15 protein-coding genes are annotated in these 18,628 nt (G+C 75.9%); 9 read left to right on the top strand and 6 right to left on the bottom strand.

The window, feature by feature from the left end; translation table 11 throughout:
* The first annotated feature begins 16 nt into the window (after positions 1–16).
* Positions 17–2,224: a hypothetical protein gene (locus J3473_RS08160; protein ID WP_207022688.1), complete on the top strand. Its 2,208-nt coding sequence runs from the start codon at positions 17–19 to the stop codon at positions 2,222–2,224.
* Between the two features lie 27 nt (positions 2,225–2,251).
* Here J3473_RS08160 and J3473_RS08155 read toward each other — a convergent pair whose 3' ends face one another.
* Positions 2,252–2,701, bottom strand: coding sequence for a GtrA family protein (locus tag J3473_RS08155; protein ID WP_207022687.1), 450 nt, complete (start codon positions 2,699–2,701; stop codon positions 2,252–2,254).
* A complete protein-coding gene (locus J3473_RS08150) occupies positions 2,694–4,415 on the bottom strand; it encodes a hypothetical protein (protein WP_207022686.1) in 1,722 nt (573 codons plus the stop codon). Before J3473_RS08150 ends, J3473_RS08155 begins: the two co-directional genes overlap by 8 nt.
* A gap of 217 nt (positions 4,416–4,632) precedes the next feature.
* On the opposite strand from J3473_RS08150, the gene J3473_RS08145 reads away from it, so the two are divergent.
* From J3473_RS08145 to J3473_RS08115, 7 genes are read left to right on the top strand one after another with little or no spacing between them, the layout of a single operon-like run.
* The gene (locus J3473_RS08145; protein ID WP_207022685.1) at positions 4,633–5,361 is read left to right on the top strand and encodes a glycosyltransferase family 2 protein; all 729 of its coding nucleotides are present in this window, start codon (positions 4,633–4,635) and stop codon (positions 5,359–5,361) included.
* Positions 5,358–5,783: a DUF2304 domain-containing protein gene (locus tag J3473_RS08140; RefSeq protein ID WP_207022684.1), complete on the top strand. Its 426-nt coding sequence runs from the start codon at positions 5,358–5,360 to the stop codon at positions 5,781–5,783. The genes J3473_RS08145 and J3473_RS08140 overlap by 4 nt, the downstream gene beginning before the upstream one ends.
* Complete coding sequence (locus tag J3473_RS08135; protein WP_207022683.1) at positions 5,780–6,820, top strand: glycosyltransferase family 2 protein; 1,041 nt, start codon at positions 5,780–5,782, stop codon at positions 6,818–6,820. Before J3473_RS08140 ends, J3473_RS08135 begins: the two co-directional genes overlap by 4 nt.
* A complete protein-coding gene (locus J3473_RS19725) occupies positions 6,817–8,694 on the top strand; it encodes a glycosyltransferase (protein WP_207022682.1) in 1,878 nt (625 codons plus the stop codon). Before J3473_RS08135 ends, J3473_RS19725 begins: the two co-directional genes overlap by 4 nt.
* Positions 8,691–9,977, top strand: coding sequence for a lipopolysaccharide biosynthesis protein (locus J3473_RS08125; RefSeq protein ID WP_207022681.1), 1,287 nt, complete (start codon positions 8,691–8,693; stop codon positions 9,975–9,977). The genes J3473_RS19725 and J3473_RS08125 overlap by 4 nt, the downstream gene beginning before the upstream one ends.
* The gene (locus tag J3473_RS08120) at positions 9,974–11,221 is read left to right on the top strand and encodes a hypothetical protein (protein WP_207022680.1); all 1,248 of its coding nucleotides are present in this window, start codon (positions 9,974–9,976) and stop codon (positions 11,219–11,221) included. The genes J3473_RS08125 and J3473_RS08120 overlap by 4 nt, the downstream gene beginning before the upstream one ends.
* A complete protein-coding gene (locus tag J3473_RS08115; protein WP_207022679.1) occupies positions 11,218–12,657 on the top strand; it encodes a hypothetical protein in 1,440 nt (479 codons plus the stop codon). The genes J3473_RS08120 and J3473_RS08115 overlap by 4 nt, the downstream gene beginning before the upstream one ends.
* 80 nt (positions 12,658–12,737) lie before the next feature.
* Here J3473_RS08115 and ahcY read toward each other — a convergent pair whose 3' ends face one another.
* From ahcY to J3473_RS08100, 3 genes are all read right to left on the bottom strand, one after another.
* Positions 12,738–14,189 (bottom strand): adenosylhomocysteinase, encoded by a 1,452-nt coding sequence (gene ahcY / locus J3473_RS08110; RefSeq protein WP_030527614.1) that lies wholly within the window; start codon positions 14,187–14,189, stop codon positions 12,738–12,740.
* A gap of 99 nt (positions 14,190–14,288) precedes the next feature.
* Positions 14,289–15,164, bottom strand: coding sequence for a glycosyltransferase 87 family protein (locus J3473_RS08105; RefSeq protein ID WP_207022678.1), 876 nt, complete (start codon positions 15,162–15,164; stop codon positions 14,289–14,291).
* 77 nt (positions 15,165–15,241) lie between these two features.
* On the bottom strand, positions 15,242–16,294 hold the full coding sequence (locus J3473_RS08100; RefSeq protein WP_207022677.1) for a cation diffusion facilitator family transporter: 1,053 nt from the start codon (positions 16,292–16,294) through the stop codon (positions 15,242–15,244).
* A gap of 40 nt (positions 16,295–16,334) precedes the next feature.
* Between J3473_RS08100 and J3473_RS08095 the strand changes: the two genes are divergently transcribed.
* Positions 16,335–16,871 (top strand): YbaK/EbsC family protein, encoded by a 537-nt coding sequence (locus tag J3473_RS08095; RefSeq protein ID WP_207022676.1) that lies wholly within the window; start codon positions 16,335–16,337, stop codon positions 16,869–16,871.
* Here the strand turns inward: J3473_RS08095 and J3473_RS08090 are convergent.
* Positions 16,852–18,621 carry a hypothetical protein gene (locus J3473_RS08090; RefSeq protein WP_207022675.1) on the bottom strand — a complete coding sequence of 590 codons (1,770 nt, stop codon included), beginning with the start codon at positions 18,619–18,621 and terminating at the stop codon, positions 16,852–16,854. The genes J3473_RS08095 and J3473_RS08090 overlap by 20 nt on opposite strands.
* Positions 18,622–18,628: the final 7 nt, after the last annotated feature.

The raw sequence follows: 18,628 nt of genomic DNA, 5'->3' as shown, positions 1-18,628 counted from the left end.
ACCATAATCGACGCTCATGGCCACCGGGAGCACGACACGACCCCGACGCGCCCGTGAGGCCTCCTGGATGGTCGCCACGGTGCTCGTCGCCCTCGGCGTCGGCGCGTGGTCGCTCCGCCTCTGGCAGTGGGACCCGTCGGACCCGATCGCCCTCGGGTGGGACCACACCCAGATCCTGTCGTCGCTGCGCGACATCCACGACCACGGCTGGTACTGGCACAACCCCGACCTCGGCTTCCCCTTCGGCCAGGACGCCTCGTTCTTCCCCGAGCTCAACGTCCTGCACGTCCTCGCCGTCAAGGCGATCGACCTCGTCGTGCCGGGGGTCTACACGGCCGGGGGCGTGTACTTCGTCCTGTCCTTCCCCCTCACCGGCGCCACCGGGTACCTCCTGGCCCGCAGCCAGGGGCTCGGGCGGCCGGCCGGCTTCGTCCTCGGGGTGCTCCTCGCGAACGCCCCGGGGCACGCCGAGCGGTTCGGCCACCTCTACCTCGCGCAGTACTGGGTGGTGCCGGTCGCGCTGTGGCTCGTGCTCGAGGTGGCCCGTGGCCGGGCCCTGCTGTCCCCCCGGAGCGGACCGGTCCCGTGGTGGCGCGGCGGCCGGACGCTCGTCACCGTCGCGGCCGTCGTCGTCGTGGGCGGCAGCGGCGTCTACTACGTGGCCTTCACGCTCGTCCTGCTGGCGGTCGCGGCGCTCGCGCGGCGGGTGGCCGGGGTGCCGGCCGACCTCCTGCGCGGCCTCGCGGTGATGGTCGGCATCGGCCTGGTCATCGCCGTGCCGCTGGCCGTGGCGCGCCTCGGGATGCGCGGCGTCCTCGTCACCGGCCGGGTGCCGGCCGGTCGCAACCCGGCCGAGTCGGAGCTGTTCGCCGGCAAGCTCATGGACCTGCTGCTCCCGTGGCCCGACCACCGGGTCGAGGCCTTCCGGTACCTCACCCTCGCCTACCGGTCGGCGACGCGGGCGACCGTGGAGACCTCGGCGCTCGGCGTGGTCGGCGTCGCGGGGATGACCGGCCTGGCCGTCATCGGGCTGCTCGCCCTCCTCTCCGGCCGGCGCGCCGACGCCGAGCACCTGCGCTGGTCCGGGCTGATGCTCGTGTCGTTCCTCCTCTTCACGGTCGGCGGCCTCGGCTCGTTCGTCGCCGTCTTCGCCACCCCGCAGGTGCGGACCTGGTCGCGGGTCTCGCTCTACATCCTCACCCTCGCCCTGCTCGCGGTCGGGGCCTGGCTCACGCGCCTGGAACGACGCCGCGGGATGCTCACCGCCGGCCTCGTCGCGGGCGCGCTCGTCGTCGTCGGCAGCCTCGACCAGACCAACCCCGCGGTCGCGCCCGACCACCGCGCCATCGCCCGCGAGATGGCCGGGCTGCGCGCCTACACCTCGTCGCTGCAGGACCGGGTCGGAGCCGGGTGCGGCGTCTTCCAGGTCCCGGTGCTGCCCTACCCCGAGACGCTCGGGCCGGGCACGATGCAGGGGTACGACCAGCTCAAGCCGTACCTCGCCTCGGACGACCTGCGCTTCAGCGCGGCGGCGATGCGCGGCACGGAGGCCGCGACGTGGCAGTCGGCGGTCGACCCCTCCGACCTCGCGGCGCTGGCGGCCGACCTGCGCTCGGCCGGCTTCTGCGCGCTCGAGGTCGACACGGAGGGCTTCTCCGACGCCCAGGACCCGTCGGACCGCCTCACCGCGGCGTGGGGCGAGCCGGTGGCCCGGACCGCCGACGGCACCTTCGTCGCCTGGGACCTGCGCCGGGTCGGCGCGGCCGGTGAGGGCGACCTCGCGCGGCGCGCCCTTGTCCTCGCCCCGGTGCTCGCGTCGGTGGGCGGCTTCGAGCCCGAGACCGTGGACGGCACCTACGGTCAGTACGTCGGCCCGTACGCCGGTGTGTCGCTGGCGAACCCGGGCGAGCCCACGCGGGTCACCGTCTCGATGGACGTCCGGGGCGTCGGCGCCGAGCGGCGGGAGGTCGTGGTCACCGACGGGGACCGGGAGGTCGCCCGCGCCGTCGTGTCCGACGCCTCCGCCACCCGGGTCTCCTTCGCCGTCGAGGCCGCGCGCGGGGCGACCGACCTCTCCGTCACCGTCTCGGGAGCCACCGACAAGGACATCGAGACCGAGCGCGTCACGACGGCGTTCGTCAGCGACCTCACGGTGACGGCGGAGGGCGGACGCCGCGCGGTCGCCCTCACGGACCGGACGAGGACCGGCTGGGTCCTGCCCTGACCGCTGCCCCGCGCGGGGCCGGGTGGCTCAGGAGGCGGTGCGCCGGAAGGTCACGCGCAGGTGGCCGACGAAGCTGAGCAGGACGACCCCGACGAGGACGAGCAGCTGCGCCACGAAGGGTCGCAGCCCGGCCACCTCGACGAGGGCGGGGACCCCCACGAGGCTCAGCGCGGCACCCGTCCACCACACGCCGAGGAACGCGACGAGCTGCCGCCCGAGCGGGCCCTCGGTGCGGAAGACCTGACCACGGTAGGCGGGGAACGCGAAGGTCATCGCCGCCAGCTGGGCGGCCCCGAGCGCCACGAGGTAGTGCGCCCCGGTGGCCAGGGTCGCGGCGAGGACCGACAGGTACACGACTTGGGTGACGCCGCCGACGACGCCGTAACGCACGACGACGGGCAGGTCGGCCCACCGACGGCGCACCCGTCGCGCGGGCGCCGCGGTCTGGGACGCCGGGGCGAGGGTCGTCTCAGCCACGCGCCGGCCCGATGACGGTGACGGCGGGCACGCAGGCGTAGCGACGACGGACCTCCGCCTCGGGGCGGTCGCTGAGGACGGTGGGGTCCGCCGCCGCGCGCAGCAGGTCGCACTCCTGCGCCACCGTGAGCCCGCCCTGGGGGGTGTCGCGACGGCCGGCCTCCGGGCGGTCACCGTCGAGCAGGATGCGCGTCGCGACGTCCGTCACGAGCGGCCCCCCGGACCAGACGACCTGGGCGCGCTCGGCGCCGGGCACGTCGAGGAGGCGCAGCACGGTGGCCCCGTCGACCGTCGACCACGCGCCCCCGAAGGCGGCCACGGGCGTCACGACGGCGCCGAGCGCGACGACGGCGGCCGTCACCGCGAGGACGCCCCGCCCGACGAGCGTGGGCAGGCGTTGCGCCCGGGCCCGGACGACCGCGAGGAAGGCGACGACGGTGACCATCGACACACCGAGGATCGTGCTGTGCCACAGCAGCTTTGCCGGGTAGTAACGGGTGACGGGGATGCCGAGCCGCACGGCCAGACCGAGCGCGGTGAGCGCCGGCAGGACGGAGAGGGCGAGGACGACGAGGAGGGCGCGGTCGTGACGTCGCACGACCGCGAGCACCGCGGTCGCGGCGAGGCCGAGGACGAGCAGCCACAGCGGGACGGGTGCCTCGACGTCGGCGACGACCGCGTGCCCGACCCCGACGGCGCCGACGACCGCGGTCATGGCGGGGAGCGAGGCGGCGGCCACGACGACGCCGAGCCCGGCCGCCCCGGCGAGTCGACGAGCGCGTCGTCCCGGCGCCGCGGCGCGGACCCGGGCGACGGTGGCGACGAGCGCGAGCGCACCCGAGACCGGCAGCAGGAGCTGCCAGGTGTGGGCCATGACGAGCAGACCGGCCCACGCGGTGAGCGACGCGGTGACCGACACGGGCCGCACGAGGACCTCGCGGAGAGGGACGGCGACGACGAGGGCGGCCACCAGCGAGCCCTCGAAGCCGAGCGCCTGGTAGTTGCCGAGGAAGGCCGGCCACAGGGTCGCCGCGCCGGCGGTCGCGGCCGCCCCGGCCGCCGTCCACGGGGCCAGGCCGGCCCGGGTGGCCAGCGCCGAGGTGAGCGAGGCCGTCGCCAGGGCGACGGCGGCGAAGAGCAGCCAGACCATCCCCGCCATCAGGTCGACCAGGCCGACGAGGTCGGCGCGCCCCGGGGGCGGACCGGTCAGGCTCCGGACGAGCGCGACCGTCGTGTGCCAGGCCCGTGGGTAGCCCCGGACCGAGTAGTCCAGGGCGCCGTGGGCCCGCTCGTCGGCGACGAGGACGAGGTGGCGGACGTGGTCGCCGTTGACGAACCACTCGACCCGCAGGGCGTGCGGCAGCGTCAGCGACCACAGGAGGACGGCCACGAGCACGAGGGCCGGCGCCGCGACGAGCAGCGTCCGCGCCGGGGCCCCCCGGTCGCGGGCCAGAGGCCGCTCCGGCCGACGCCGCAGGTGCAGGCCCAGGGCCCCGAGCGGGACGAGCACGAGGGCCGCCGCCGCGATGCTGCCGGCGCGCGTGGCCAGGGGCCGGAGCCCGAGGACCTGCGCCCCCGTCGCGACGACGACGACGCCGGCGAGGACGAGGACGAGCACGACGAGAGCGTCGGCGAGCGGGCCGGCGGCGTCGCGCGGGCGCGGCCGCGGCGACCCGGCGGTCGGCGCGGTCACCCGGACCGTCGCGGTGCTCATCGCGGCGAGCATGGCACGCGGCGGCGCCGGCGGGCGCGGCTCCGGAGCCGCATCCGCCGGCCGGGTCGGGTCGCGCCTCCACCGTTCGGCCAGTCGTCGCGGACATCCGGCCCGGGCCCGGGCCCGCGTCCTGTACGACGTGCGCAGGCCCGCACTAGCGTCGAGGAGCGCCCCGGCCCGCGGGGCCCCGAGCAGCGGTGGAGGTGCTGTGACCGGCATGCTGCGCACCCTCGTGGTCATCCCCGCGCTCGACGAGGAGCACACCGTCGCGGCCGTCGTCGCCGGCGTGCGTCGCGACCTCCCGGGCGCTGACGTGCTCGTCGTCGACGACCACTCCTCCGACGCCACGGGCGCCCGCGCCGCTGCCGCCGGGGCCGTCGTGGCGCGGCTCCCGTTCCGGCTCGGGGTCGGCGGCGCGGTCCGCACCGGCTTCACCCACGCCGTCCGCGAGGGCTACGACGTCGTCGTCCAGGTCGACGGCGACGGCCAGCACGACACCCGGCACCTACCCGAGCTCGTCGCCGCCCTGGAGGCGGGAGCCGACGTGGTCGTCGGCGCGCGCTTCGCCGGAGCCGACCCCTACGGCGTCTCGCGGACCCGCCGGGCCGTCATGGCGATCCTCGCGCGGCTCGTGTCCGCGATCGTCGGGTCGCACCTGACCGACGTCACCTCCGGCTACCGCGCTGCCGGCCCGCGCGCGGTCCGCGTCTTCGCCGAGCACTACCCGGCCGAGTACCTCGGCGACACCCTCGAGACCCTCGTCATCGCGCGGCGCTGCCGCCTCGTCGTGCGCCAGGTCCCGGTGCGGATGACGGCACGCGAGCACGGCCGCCCCAGCCAGGGCGTCGTCGGGTCCGTCGTCTACCTCTCGCGCGCCGTGGCCGCCATCGGGCTCGGGATGGTGCGCCGCTGGTCCGTGCCGGTCCCGGTGGAGGGCGCCCCGTGAGGCCCGACGGCTACTGGCTCGGCCTCGTCGGGGGCGTCATCGTCCTCCTCCTCAGCCTCGAGCTCGTCCGCCGGCGCCAGGTGCGGGGGCGGCTCGCCCTCGCCTGGGTGGTCCTCGGCGCGGCCGCGGTCGTCCTCGCCCTCTTCCCCGACCTGCTCGGTGACCTCTCGGCGGCGGTCAACGTCCAGGTGCCGCTCAACCTCGTGCTCTTCTCCGGCGTCCTCTTCCTCCTCGTCGTCTCGATGCAGCTGGCCAGCGAGGTCGGTCGCCTCGAGTCGCGCACCCGCCGGCTCGCCGAGGAGGTCGCCCTGCTGCGCGCCCACCTGCCCGCCGCGGGTGGGTCGCCCGCCGTGGACCCGTCGGCCCCGGCCGCCGCGGACACCGCCGGCGCCGCCCGACCGACGACCCCCCGGGCGTCGTGAGGACCTCCGTCGTCGTCGTCGGCCACGGGCCCGAGGCGGGCCTCGAGGCGTGCCTCGCGTCGGTGACCGCGCAGCTGGAACCCGGCGACGAGGCCGTGCTCGTCGACAACGGGCTGACCCGCAGCGTCGACGTGCCCGGCGTGCGCCGGCTCGACGCCGGGGGCAACACCGGCTTCGCGGGCGGCGCGGTGACCGGGGTGGCAGCGACGAGCGGCGACGTCCTCGTGTTCGTCAACAGCGACGCCACGATCCTGCCGGGGGCGCTCGACGCCCTGCGGTCCGCGCTCGGCGATGACTCGGTCGGGATGGCTTGCGGCAGAGTCGTTCTCGAAGACCGCCCCGACACCGTCAACGCCGCGGGGAACCCGGTGCACGTCACCGGCCTCTGCTGGGCCGGGGGCCTCGGCGAGCCCACCACGCGGCACGCCACCCAGCGCGACGTCGCCGCCGTCACGGGCGCCTTCTTCGCGATGCGCCGGGCGACGTGGGACCGCCTCGGGGGCCTCGACGCCGACTTCTTCATGTACTACGAGGACACCGACCTCAGCCTGCGCTGCCACCTCGCGGGGCTGCGCGTCGTCGTCGTCCCGGAGGCCGGCGCGACCCACGCCTACGCCTTCAACCACAACCCGCGCACGATGCACCTCCTCCAGCGCAACCGCCTGACGAGCGTCCTCACGACCTACCCCGCTCCGCTCCTGCGGTGGGCGCTCCCGCTCCTGCTCGCGAGCGAGGTCGCCCTCGTGGCCGTCGCCGCCCGCGACCGGTGGCTGCGCGAGCACCTCGGCGCGCTCGCCTGGCTCGCGCGCCACCCCCGCCACCTGGTCCGCCGCCGGCGGCGGGTGCAGTCGCTCGTCACCCACCCGGACGCGCTCCACGACGTCCTGACGACGACCCTCTCCGCGGTACAGGTGCGCCCCGCCCCGGGGCAGGCGCTCCTCGACCGGCTCGTGGCCGGCTACTGGCGGCGCGCGGTCGTGGGCTCGCGGGCCGCATCGCCCCGGGCGGCACGCCCGCTCGCCGAGAGCGTCCGATGACGTCGTTCGCCGGCCGTCCGGGCGCCGTCGTCCTCGCGGCGTACCGCCCCGACCCCGACCTGTTCACGGTGCAGCTGCGCTCGATCCGCGACCAGACGCTCGGCTCCTTCCGCTGCCTGCTCGGCGCGGACGGCGGCCGGGACGAGGTCCGGCGGCTCGTCGTGGCCGCCGTCGGTGACGACCCGCGCTTCGAGGTCGTGGGGTGGGACGACAACGTCGGGCTCTACCTCAACGTCGAACGTCTGCTGGGCTCGCTCCCCGCCGACGCCGCGTGGGTCGCCCTCGCCGACCAGGACGACCGCTGGTACCCCGAGAAGCTCGAGCGACTCGTCCCCCACCTCGACGAGGTGGCGCTGGTCTCGGGACAGGCGCGCGTCGTCACCGCGACCGGCCGGGTGCTCGCCGCCCGGACCGACCGGCGCGTCGTCGCCCCGGGCAGCCTGCTCCTCGCCAACCAGGTCTCCGGGTCCTTCTCGGTGCTGCGCCGCGAGGTCCTCGACACCGCGCTCCCCTTCCCCCGTCTCGCGGTGGCGACCCAGATGCACGACCACTGGCTCGGCCTGTGCGCCGCCGTCGGCGCCGGGTACACCGTCGTCGACGAGCCGCTGCAGGACTACGTGCAGCACGGTGGCAACCTCGTCGGTGAGGTCGAGCGCCGTCACCCCCGGACGCCGTGGGGGGCGCTCCGCCTCCTGAGCCGCCTCGCCGCCGACCACGCTGGCACGACGGGTGCCGCCCGCATGGTGCGCGCCGCGGCCGCGAACGGCCTGGGGTGGCGCCGCCTCGTCGCGGCCGAGCTGGTGACCCGTCGCCCCGGTCGGCGCTCCGACGAGCTGCCGGCCGCGATCGGGACCGCGCCCCGGCGCAGCGCCCTCGCGCTGCTGCGGGCCGTCGGCTCGGGCGCCCTGCCGCGACCGACCGCCCTCACCCTCCTCGCCGGTCTGCCCGGCGACCTCGTCGGGCGGGGCGCCATCCCGCTGTCGACAGTCGGGCCGACCCCGTCGCAGCAGCAGGCCGTGACGCCGTGCACCTTCGTCGTCGTGCTCTACCGGACCGCACCGGGCGACTCGCTGACGCTGCGCACCCTGACCGAGGCCCTCGGACCCGCGCATCCCCACCAGGTCGTCGTCGTCGACAACGGGCCCGTCCCGGACCCGGAGGGTGCTCGAGCCGTCCCGGGCGTCGACGTCGTCCACGCGTTCCCCGACAACCCGGGACTGGCGGCGGCCTACCGCCTCGCCGGCGAGCACGCACGCGGGCTGGGGCACGAGTGGGTCGTCCCGCTGGACCAGGACACCCGGGTCACGCGCGCGTACCTCGACGCGCTCGAGGGGACCCTGTCCTCCCCGGGGCTCCCCGCCTCGGTCGCCGTCGTGGCGCCGGTGCTCGTCAGCGGCCGACGGTCGCTCTCGCCGCACGGCCCGGTCCGGCTCGAGGCCCGGGCCTGGCGGACCGCCTCCCTCCTCCCGGCCGCCGCGGGTTGGCACCACTACAACAGCGCCGCGGCCGTCCGGCTCTCCTCGCTCGACACGGTGGGGGGATTCCCCGCGGACTTCCCGGTCGACGGCCTGGACCACGCCGTCGGGGCGCGGCTGCGACGCGCCGGCTTCGCCCTCCAGGTCCTCCCGGTGGAGCTCGAGCACCATCCCTCCTGGCGCGAGCCCCGCTCCGTGGCGCCGGCCCGCTTCGCCGCGATCCTGCGCACCCAGGAGCGGCTCGCGCTCGACGGACCGCGGTCGGAGGGCGCCTGGCTGCTCGTGCGCCGGCTGCTGCGGGTGGGGCTGCTGCTGGTGGGCCTGCGCCGCACGCCGTCGTGGTCGGCCGAGCTCGCCGGGCTCGCCCGCGCCGGCCGGGTCGCGTGCGGGGTCCGATGACCACGCTCGTGCGCGACCCCCGGCTGACCGAGTCCGACCGGCGGCTCCTGCGCAGCGCGGCCCCGACGCTCCTCGCCGGGGCCGTCACGCTGCTCGTCCCCGTCATCGCCCGGCGCTTCCTCGACGACCGGGACTATGCGCTCTGGGCGCTCATGACCACCGTCACCGTGTCGACGCTCCTCCTGGACCTCGGCGCCTCCGTGTACGTCCAGTCCTCCGGCTACGGCCGCTGGCCGCGACGGGACGTGTACGCACGGGCGGTCGCCATGTCCACGGCGGGCAGCGTGGTGGCCACGGTCCTCGCCCTCGGGACCTCGCTCCTCGTCCGGTCCTCCGCCCCGCTCTCCGACCTCACGACGGGGAGCATCGTCGCGCTCGTGCTCGCCACCGGGGCTGCGTCCGCCGTCCGTGGCGCGTTCACCGTCCTCGCGGCCCGGCTCCAGGTGGCCGAGGCCTTCCGTTTGCGCACCGTCGCCACGATGGTCCAGGTGGGCACGCAGGTCGCGCTGGTCGTCGCGGGCCTGGCGCTGGGTGCCGGGGTGTGGACGCTGCCGTGCGCCCTCGCCGTCTCCTCGGCCCTCGCCCTCGGGGGCGGCCACGCCGTGCTCCGTCGCCGGGTGGTCGTCCACCCACCCGCGGCGCCCGCGGCGTCGCCGGTGCGCTTCGCCGTGGGTCGCACGGCGGCCGCGCTCGTGGCGGTCGTGGCGAGCCAGGCGGACCGCTGGGTGCTCGTGACGGTGGCCGACCCCGCCTTCGTCGCCGACTACGACCTCGCGCTGAGGTTCGCCGCCCTGCCGCTCGGTCTCGTCGTCGTCCTCGCGGCGGGGCTGGTCCCCGAGAGCGCCTCGCTCCCGGACGGACCGAGCCGCCGGGCCCACGTCCGGCGGGCGACGCGGCTGTGCCTGCGGGCCGTCGTCCCGCTCTCCCTCGCCGTCCTCGTGGGCGTGCTGGTCGTGGGCCTGCTGGGGCTGGTGCCGCTCTCCGCCCGCACGGTGCTGCTCCTCGGGCTGGGCCTCGTGTGGTGCGGGGTCAGCGCGCTCACCGCACCGACGACGCAGACGCTCGTGGGCGTCGGACGACCGCAGGCGGAGCTCTGGTACGCCGTGCCCTCCGTGCTGCTGGCGGGAGCCGGGTGGCTCGTCGCGGTCGCCGCGCAGTCACCCCTCGGCGTCCCCCTCGCGACGGGCACCGCGACCGTCGTGTGCTCGGCTGCCTTCACGGTGTACGGGCTCCGGTTCGCCCGGTACGAGCCGGGCTCCCGGCCCACGACCCACCCCCGATGACCTCCGTCGCCCTCCGGCCGGCCCGGCCCGCCGTCGCCGTCGCCACCCGGCTCGACGCGGTGGTCGCCGTCGCGGTGTTCCTCGTCGCGCGGGCCGTCTCGGCGGTCTTCCTCGTGGTCAGCGCACCCGACCAGATCGCCCTCACCGACTCACCCACGTACCACGTCGAGGGCACCTCCCCCGCGGCGCCGGGGTACTGGCAGGTCATCACCAACTGGGACGGCCAGTGGTACGAGACCATCGCCCGCCACGGGTACCCGGACGACCCGTCGGTCCTCGGCCCACCCGCCGAGCGCAACCCCTACGCCTTCTCGCCCCTCTACCCGTTCCTCTGCCGCGCGGTCATGGCCGTCACCGGGGCTGGGTTCGGCGTCGCCGGGGGCCTCGTGAGCCTCGTGGCCGGAGCCGTCGGCTGCGCGCTGCTGGCGCGCTGGCTCGTGGTCACCCGGGGCCGGATGACGGCCCACCTCGCCGTCGCCGGGCTCGTGTGCTTCCCCACGGCGGTCCTCTTCCAGGCGACCTACACGGAGTCGCTCGCCCTCGCCGTCCTCGTCCCGACCCTGCGCGCGATCCACGAGGAACGCTGGCGCCCCGCGGCCGGGCTGCTCGTCGTGCTCGCCGTCACCCGCCCGATCCTCGCGCCGCTCGCGCTGCTCCTCGGCCTCGCGCTGCTGCTCGCGCTGCGACACCGTGACGACCCGGCCGCCCGGGTCCGGGTGCGGCCGCTGGCCCTCCTCACGGTCCTCGCGGGGGTCTGCACGCTGGCCTGGCCGGTCGTCGTGGCCGTCATGACGGGCGTGCCGACGGCCTACTTCGACACCATGCGCGCCTGGGTGCGTGCGGGTGGGCTCGGCGGCGGATGGGTGGGCGGCCTGGCCCAGCTCGTCGGACCCGTGCTCGTCGCCCTCCTCGTCGCGACCGCGCTGGCGTTCGCCGTCGTCCGGCTGCGCCGCCCGGACCGGTTCCGGTCACCGGACGGCCTCGGCACCTGGGGGACGAGCTACCTCGGCTACGTCCTGATGACGACCACGGTCAACCCCAGCCTGGCCCGCTACGCCCTCCTGACGCTCGTCCCGGTCGAGCCCCTGCGTCGGGCGCTCACGGGGCCGCTCGACCGGGCCGTCCGCAGCCAGAGCCGCGTCCTGGCCGGCGCCGGCCTGCTGCTCGGCGTCGAGCTCGCCGTGCAGCTGTGGTGGGTGCGGACGCTGTTCGTGGTGACCAGCCCCGTGGCGCTGCCCCCGTGACCGGCACCCCGCCCTCCGGCGTCGGCCGCCCGACGGCGCGCCGCGAGTGGTCGACGCCCCCGTGGACCCGCGTCGCGCCCGTGGCGCTGCTCCTCGTCGTCGTGACCGTGCGCACCCTCCGGCCGATCGAGGACCCCGACACCTGGTGGCACCTGCGCGCCGGGCAGGAGCTCGCGCAGCGGTTCGAGCTCGTCGGGCCCGACCCCTGGAGCCCCTTCACCACCCACGCGTGGATCCGTCACCAGTGGCTCGGCGAGCTCCTGCTCGCGGGCGTCCACGCGGTCGGCGGCGTCGGCGCCGTGGCGTGGCTGGTCACCGTGTTCGCCCTCGTCACCGTCCTCGCCTGCTACGCGGTCGCGCGCCGGCAGGCGTCCGTGCTCGTCTCCACCGCGGTCGCCCTCGCCGCCTTCGTCGGGGCCTCGATGACGGTGACGGCCCGCCCGCAGTCGCTCTCCCTCTCGCTCGCCGTCGTCGCCGCGCACGGCTGGACCGCCACCGCCCGGGACGGCCGCGTGCGCTGGTGGCTCGTGCCGCTCACCTGGGTCTGGGCTTGCTGCCACGGCTTCTGGTTCGTCTCCCCCGTCCTCGGCGGAGTCGTCGTCGTCGGGCTGCTCCTCGAGCGGGCGCCGCGCACCCTCCTCGCGAGGACGGGAGCGGCGACCGTGGCGTGCCTCGCCGTGGCCGCGCTGACGCCGGTGGGCCCGCGCCTGCTCGCCGCCCCCTTCGAGGTCGGCCGCATCACCGCGCTCATCGAGGAGTGGCAGCCCCCCACGCGCGACCTGCCGGCCTTCGTCGTCACCGTCGGGATGGCGCTCCTGCTCGTCGCCCTGCGCTCACGCGGGCCGCTGCCCTCGTGGCCGGAGATCGGCGTGCTCGGGCTCGCCTCCTACCTCGTCGTCAGCCACGGGCGGACGGTGTCGCTCGCGGCGGTGCTGCTCGTGCCCCTCCTCGCTCCGGCGCTCGAGCGCCTCGTCCCCTTCGCGCGGGAGCGTGTCGCCCGCCCGGAGGTGCTGGCCCTCGCGGTGGCCGCGGTCCTCGCGGCGGGCGCCTCGGCGATCTCGGTCACCGGAGCCGTGACCCGCCCCGCGGGCTTCCCGACGGCCCTCGCGGCCCCCCTCACCGCGCTGCCCCGCGGCAGCGTCGTGTGCAACGACTACGACGCGGGCGGATGGCTCTGGTGGGCGCACCCGGCGCTCGTCCCGGTGGTCGACGGCCGGACCGAGCTGTACGACGCCCGCGACGTCGAGGACTACGCCCGGTTCGCGGCGGGCGGCCCGGGCACGACGGCCCTCGCGGAGCGCCGCGGGTGCGCGGTGGCCCTCGTCCGCACGGCGTCTCCCGCGGAGCAGACCCTCGTGGCCTCCGGGTGGGGGGCGTCGGCGCGGGCCGACGGATGGGTCCTCCTGCGCCGTCCGGCGGCGTCCGCCGTCCCCTGACGGGCCGTGCAGACGCCGAGGGCCGCCCGGACGGTGTCCGGACGGCCCTCGTGGGTGTCGGTCGGGGACGACCGACGACCTCAGTAGCGGTAGTGCTCCGGCTTGTACGGGCCGGCGACGTCGACGCCGAGGTACTCGGCCTGCTCCTTGGTCAGCTCGGTGAGCTCGACCCCGAGCGCCTCGAGGTGCAGCTCGGCGACCTTCTCGTCGAGGTGCTTCGGGAGGGTCTTGACCTCCGGCTTGCCGTCCTCGTCGAAGTACTCGTCGGTCTTGCCGAACAGCTCGATCTGGGCGATCGTCTGGTTCGAGAACGAGTTCGACATGACGAAGCTCGGGTGGCCCGTCGCGTTGCCGAGGTTCATGAGGCGCCCCTCGGACAGGACGATGATCGAGTCGCCGTCGTCGAACGTCCACTCGTGGACCTGCGGCTTGATCTCCTGCTTCTGCACGCCCGGGACCTTCGCGAGACCGGCCATGTCGATCTCGTTGTCGAAGTGGCCGATGTTGGCGAGGATCGCCTTGTTCTTCATCTGCTGCATGTGCTCGGCGGTGACGACGTTGAAGCAGCCGGTCGAGGTGACGACGATGTCGGCCTGGTCGACGACGTTCTCGAGCTTGGCGACCTGGTAGCCGTCCATCGCGGCCTGGAGCGCGCAGATCGGGTCGATCTCGGTGACGATGACGCGCGCGCCCTGACCCCGGAGGGACTCGGCGCAGCCCTTGCCCACGTCGCCGTAGCCGGCGACGACGGCGACCTTGCCGCCGATGAGGACGTCGGTGGCGCGGTTGAGGCCGTCGATGAGCGAGTGGCGGCAGCCGTACTTGTTGTCGAACTTGCTCTTGGTGACCGAGTCGTTGACGTTGATCGCCGGGAAGAGCAGCTCGCCGGCCTCGGCCAGCTGGTAGAGGCGGTGGACACCGGTCGTGGTCTCCTCGGTGACGCCCTTGATCTCGGCGGCGACCGTCGTCCACTTCTGCGGGTCCTGGCCCATCGTGCGGCGCACGAGCGCCTTGAAGACGCCGAACTCCTCGGTGTCCTCCTCGGTCGTGGGGGGCACCTGGCCGGCGGTCTCCCACTCCTTGCCCTTGTGGACGAGCATCGTGGCGTCGCCACCGTCGTCGAGGATCATGTTGGCGCCCTGGCCGCCCGGCCAGGTGAGGATCTGCTCGGTGCAGTCCCAGTACTCCTCGAGGGTCTCGCCCTTCCAGGCGAAGACCGGGACGCCCTGGGGGTCCTCGGGGGTGCCGTGCGGGCCGACGACGATGGCCGCGGCGGCCTCGTCCTGCGTCGAGTAGATGTTGCAGGAGGCCCAGCGGACCTCGGCACCGAGCGCGGTGAGCGTCTCGATGAGCACCGCGGTCTGCACGGTCATGTGCAGCGAGCCGGCGATGCGGGCGCCCTTGAGCGGCTGGCTGTCGCCGAACTCCGCGCGCAGGGACATCAGGCCGGGCATCTCGTGCTCGGCGAGGCGGATCTGGTGGCGACCGGACTCGGCGAGCGAGAGGTCGCGGACCTTGTGGTCAACGGGCATGCGTGAGCTCCTCAGGAGGTCGTTGCGATTCGGTTGACCGGCATCGCCCATCTGGGCCGCGCGTTGCGAGGGTCATCACCCGGGCCGGTGCAGCGCCTCTCAGGATACCGCAGCGGGCGTGCGCCCTCCCAGCCGTCGCCCCGGGCTTCGACGCAGCCCCCCGGCCCCCGCCCCCACGACGTCGCCCGGTCCCCGCCGCAGCCGGGGCACGGCGGCCAGGAGCAGGAGCACCCCCGAGGACCACAGCGGCATCGCGAACACCATCGCGACCGGGACGAGCCACCGCCGGCCGCTGCGCGCCGCCCAGGCCACGAGGAGGACGGCGAGGACCAGGCGCAGCGGCAGCGGCAGGTAGCGCACGCGGGTGGTCCCGCTGCTGTCGGCGAGGAAGGCGACCCACCGCTCCCAGAGGGACGGGTCGAGCACCGCGGAGGCCGCGACGAGCGCGAGGGTCGCGCCGAGGGCCAGGGCGCAGCGGCGCCACTCGCCGCGCACGGCGAACCACACCGGTCCCAGCCCCGGCGTCACCTTCGTGAGCAGCGGGAAGGCCCAGGCGGCGGGGCGCTGCATCCCGACGACGGCCGCCACCGCGAGCAGCGGCTCGATGTTGCCGATGGCCACCGCGGCGGGCACCGTGTAGCCGAGCGCCAGCCAGCGCCACGCGCCGTCCAGGGGGCGCAGCAGCCACCAGAGGGCCGCGCCGAGGACGAGCGACCACACGGCGAGGAACACCGGCCACGGCAGCAGCGTCAGCGGGCGCAGGACCTGCGCGAACAGCGGGGAGTAGCTGTAGGCGTCGGGGCTGCCCGGGCCGGGGCCGTAGAGGTCCTGCTGCCAGGCGTGCCAGTAGGCGTGCGCCGAGTCGGTGCCGAGCGCGCCCCACCAGGGGGCCAGGACGAGCCAGGCCGCGGGGAGCAGGCCGACCCACAGCGCGTCGCGGGTCGCGCGCACCGCCGTGGGCCGGTCGATCGTCATGCCCACGTGTCTACCGGCCTCGCCCCCGTCGGGGGGCGTGTTCCGGGTGCGGTCGACCCGTTCGGCCCAGCCGGCGGTCAGCCGCGCGAGGCGTCCTCGACGGCGCTCTCCCGCGGGTCGGCCGAGACCTCGCCGGGGCCGTCGACGCTCGGGCTGCCGGGGGCGGTGTCGACGTCCGGCTCGAGGTAGATGACCAGGCGCACCTCGGGGACGCTGTCGCGGGCCGCTTGCTCGGCCTCGTTGATGGCGGCGATGACCTCGGCGGCGCTGTCGGTCTCGCCGACGGCGAGCTTCGCGGCGACGAGGACCTGGTCCGGGCCGAGGTGCAGGGTGCGGCTGTTGATGACCCGGTCGACCGCCTCGGGCGACTCCAGGGCGGCGAGGATGCGCTCGCGGGCCCGGGGCGAGGCGGCCTCGCCGACGAGGAGCGAGCCCATCTCGACCGCGAGCACGGCGGCGAAGACGACGAGCAGCACGCCGATCGCCCCCGACCCGATGCCGTCCCAGACCGGGTTGGCCGTCACGAGCGTCAGCCCGACGCCGGCCATCGCGAACCCGAGGCCGATGAGCGCGCCGAAGTCCTCGAGGAGCACGACGGGCAGCTCGGGCGACTTCGTCGTGCGGATGAACCGGACCCAGCCGCGGCCCCGGCGGACCTTGTTCGACTCGCGGATCGCGGTGCGGAAGCTCAGGCCCTCCATGACCATCGCCGCCACCAGCACGGCCAGCGGGACCCACCACCACCGGGACTCGAACGGGTCGTAGTCCTCCTCGCCGAGCGACTCGCGGATCTTCTCGTAGGCCTCGTAGAGGGCGAAGAGCCCACCGAGGACGAAGAGCATGATCGCGACGAGGAACGAGTAGACGTAGCGCTGCTGCCCGAAGCCGAAGGGGTGCTCCTGGTCCGGCGCCCGCCCGGCGCGCTTGCTCCCGACGAGCAGCAGCACCTGGTTGCCGGTGTCGGCGACCGAGTGGATGGACTCCGCGAGCATCGACGAGAAGCCGGTCAGGAGGAAGGCGACGAACTTCGTGACGGCCACCCCGAGGTTGGCGAGCAGCGCCGCGACGACCGCCGCCGAGCTCTCGCCCGACGACCCCCCGGATGACCCGCCGCTCTTCGTCTCGCTCATGGGGCGATCCTAGGGAGGCCCGGGCCCGTACCGTCGTCGCATGCCCAGCGCACGTGGAACCCTCGACTGGATGCCCGCCGCCGAGCACCCGGAGCTGCTCGCCCCACCGGTCGCCGCGGCGGTCGGCGAGGTCGACGGCGCGCTCGTCGCGGCCATCGACGCCGACCTCGCGGACACCGCCGCGTTCTGCGACGCCTACGACGTCGCGCTCGGGGCGAGCGCCAACTGCGTCGTCGTCGCCGGCCGCCGCGGGGGCGAGACCCGGTACGCCGCCGTCATGGTGCTCGCCACGGACCGCGCCGACGTCAACGGCGTCGTCCGCCGCCACCTCGACGCCCGCAAGATCTCCTTCGCCCCGCACGACGAGGCGGTGGGCCTCACGGGGATGGAGTTCGGCGGGATCACGCCGGTCGGCCTGCCCGAGGAGTGGCCGGTGCTCGTCGACGACGCCGTCGTCGAGGCCGGTGAGGTCGTCATCGGCAGCGGGACCCGCGGCGGCAAGCTGCTCGTCACCGGCGTCGACCTGCTCGCGCTGCCCGGGGCCGAGCGGCTCGCGCTCACCCGCCGCCCGGACTGACCCCGCCGCAGGCGCCGTGGGCGGCGGGGTCCGGCACGAGGACGCGCACGGTGAGGGCGGTGACGACCGGCTCCCCGTGGCTGGGGTGGAAGCGGTGGACCTCCCGGTAGCCCCGGGCGGGGTCGAGGCCCACCGCCGACGCCGCCGGGACGACGCCCAGCGGGTTGTCCGGGTCGGCGACGAGGACGACGGCGGAGCACAGGTCCCGCCGGTCCTCCTGCCCGAGGGTGAGGGCCGCCCCCCGGTCGGCGCCCCGGAAGGTCCCGAAGAAGGACGCGCGCCCCAGCGGACGGGTCCCGAGGAGCAGCTGGTAGCCGGCGCCGAACCCGGTGAGGTCGACCGACGGACGCCCGGCCAGGTGCTCGCGCTGCCGCGCACCGGTCAGCCCGCGCACCAGCGCGGTCGTGTCCCGGTCCAGGCCGAGGGTGCCGCCCAGCACCGGCGTCGTGGACCTCGCCCCGAGCACCCCACGGCCCTCGACGGCGTCACCCAGCCAGAGCACCTGCGTGAGGACCGTCGTCGTCACCAGCGTGAGCGCGACCGGCACCGCGAGCCGGTCGGTGCGGGGCCACCGCGCCCGCACGAGGGCGAGCCCCGTCGTCACGGCGAGGGCCCAGCAGGCGGCCGCCTGGGTCATCGTCGCCGAGAACCCGGTGTTCGTGCCCACGGCGACGGTCCAGGGCAGCACGACGAGCACGCCGGTCAGGACCACGGGTGGGCGGGGGGCGCGGGACGCGGCGAGGGCGAGGAGGCCCAGGGCACCGAGCCCCCAGGGCAGGAGCAGCTGCGCGGACTGGGCGCCGTAGCCCTGCGCCGACAGGAGCCACGCGCCGAGCACCGCCACGCCGACCGGGACGACGACGCCGACGACCGTCGCCAGGCCCGTCGGCCACCGCGGCACCGCGCTGGAGCGCACGTCGTGGAGGGCGAGCAGCAGGGGCAGGAGGACGAGCGGGCCGAGGACGAGGAGCACCCGCGCGGGCACCGGGGCGACGCCGAGCATCGCGAGCCACGACGAGTGCGTCGCTGCCGCCTCGTCGACCTCCAGCCCGCCCGCGAGGTGCCGGACGAGACCGGACGGCGAGAGGCCGGCCACGACGAGGACGGCGGCGCCGGCCCCCACCGCACCGACGAGGGCGCAGGCCACCGTCGGCAGGACCTGGCGACGGCCGGCGCACAGGGCGGCGAGGAGCACGAGCGCGAGGGCGGCCGCGGTGGTCGGCTTCCCCGTGAAGGCGAGGACGCCCGCCGCACCGGCGAGCGCTCCCCACGCCGGGCGGCGCGTCGTCCAGACCCGGGCGAGGGCGACGACGAGCCAGAGGGCACCGAGCAGCGCGACCACGCGGTAGCCGGGGACGCGGCCCACCCCGACGTAGGCCGTGGCGGTGGAGGCCGCGACGACCGCCGTCGTGAGGAGCGACCGGCGACGCGTCACCTCGACCCCCTCGGCGCGCAGCAGCGCCGACACCGACAGGGCGGCCGCGGCCGCGGTCACGAGGAGCGCGCCGAAGCCCACCGCCTCGAGGAGGGCGACGTCCCGTCCGACGAGCACCCACACCGGGTGCAGCAGGTACTGGACGGTGACGACCTCTCGGTCGAGCGCGACCCCGGGGTGCTCGGCGAGGACGAGGGTCCAGGCGCCGTCCCAGAAGTCGAGGCCGCGTCGGAACGAGGCCAGCTCGAGGACGACGGAGGCCGCCGCGAGCGCGACGACGACGGCCGTCGCGGCACGGTCGGTCGAGCGGGCCATGACGCGC

This window comes from Phycicoccus sp. DTK01 (genome assembly GCF_017312765.1).
Classification (GTDB): Bacteria; Actinomycetota; Actinomycetes; order Actinomycetales; family Dermatophilaceae; genus Phycicoccus; species Phycicoccus jejuensis.
This window is presented reverse-complemented; position numbering and strand designations above follow the sequence as displayed.

Coding starts and splice junctions, on each gene's coding strand:
- J3473_RS08160 (WP_207022688.1), top strand. CDS start 17: ATGGCCACCGGGAGCACGACACGACCCCGACGCGCCCGTGAGGCCTCC.
- J3473_RS08150 (WP_207022686.1), bottom strand. CDS start 4,415: ATGAGCACCGCGACGGTCCGGGTGACCGCGCCGACCGCCGGGTCGCCG.
- J3473_RS08145 (WP_207022685.1), top strand. CDS start 4,633: ATGCTGCGCACCCTCGTGGTCATCCCCGCGCTCGACGAGGAGCACACC.
- J3473_RS19725 (WP_207022682.1), top strand. CDS start 6,817: ATGACGTCGTTCGCCGGCCGTCCGGGCGCCGTCGTCCTCGCGGCGTAC.
- J3473_RS08125 (WP_207022681.1), top strand. CDS start 8,691: ATGACCACGCTCGTGCGCGACCCCCGGCTGACCGAGTCCGACCGGCGG.
- J3473_RS08120 (WP_207022680.1), top strand. CDS start 9,974: ATGACCTCCGTCGCCCTCCGGCCGGCCCGGCCCGCCGTCGCCGTCGCC.
- ahcY (WP_030527614.1), bottom strand. CDS start 14,189: ATGCCCGTTGACCACAAGGTCCGCGACCTCTCGCTCGCCGAGTCCGGT.
- J3473_RS08105 (WP_207022678.1), bottom strand. CDS start 15,164: ATGACGATCGACCGGCCCACGGCGGTGCGCGCGACCCGCGACGCGCTG.
- J3473_RS08100 (WP_207022677.1), bottom strand. CDS start 16,294: ATGAGCGAGACGAAGAGCGGCGGGTCATCCGGGGGGTCGTCGGGCGAG.
- J3473_RS08095 (WP_207022676.1), top strand. CDS start 16,335: ATGCCCAGCGCACGTGGAACCCTCGACTGGATGCCCGCCGCCGAGCAC.
- J3473_RS08090 (WP_207022675.1), bottom strand. CDS start 18,621: ATGGCCCGCTCGACCGACCGTGCCGCGACGGCCGTCGTCGTCGCGCTC.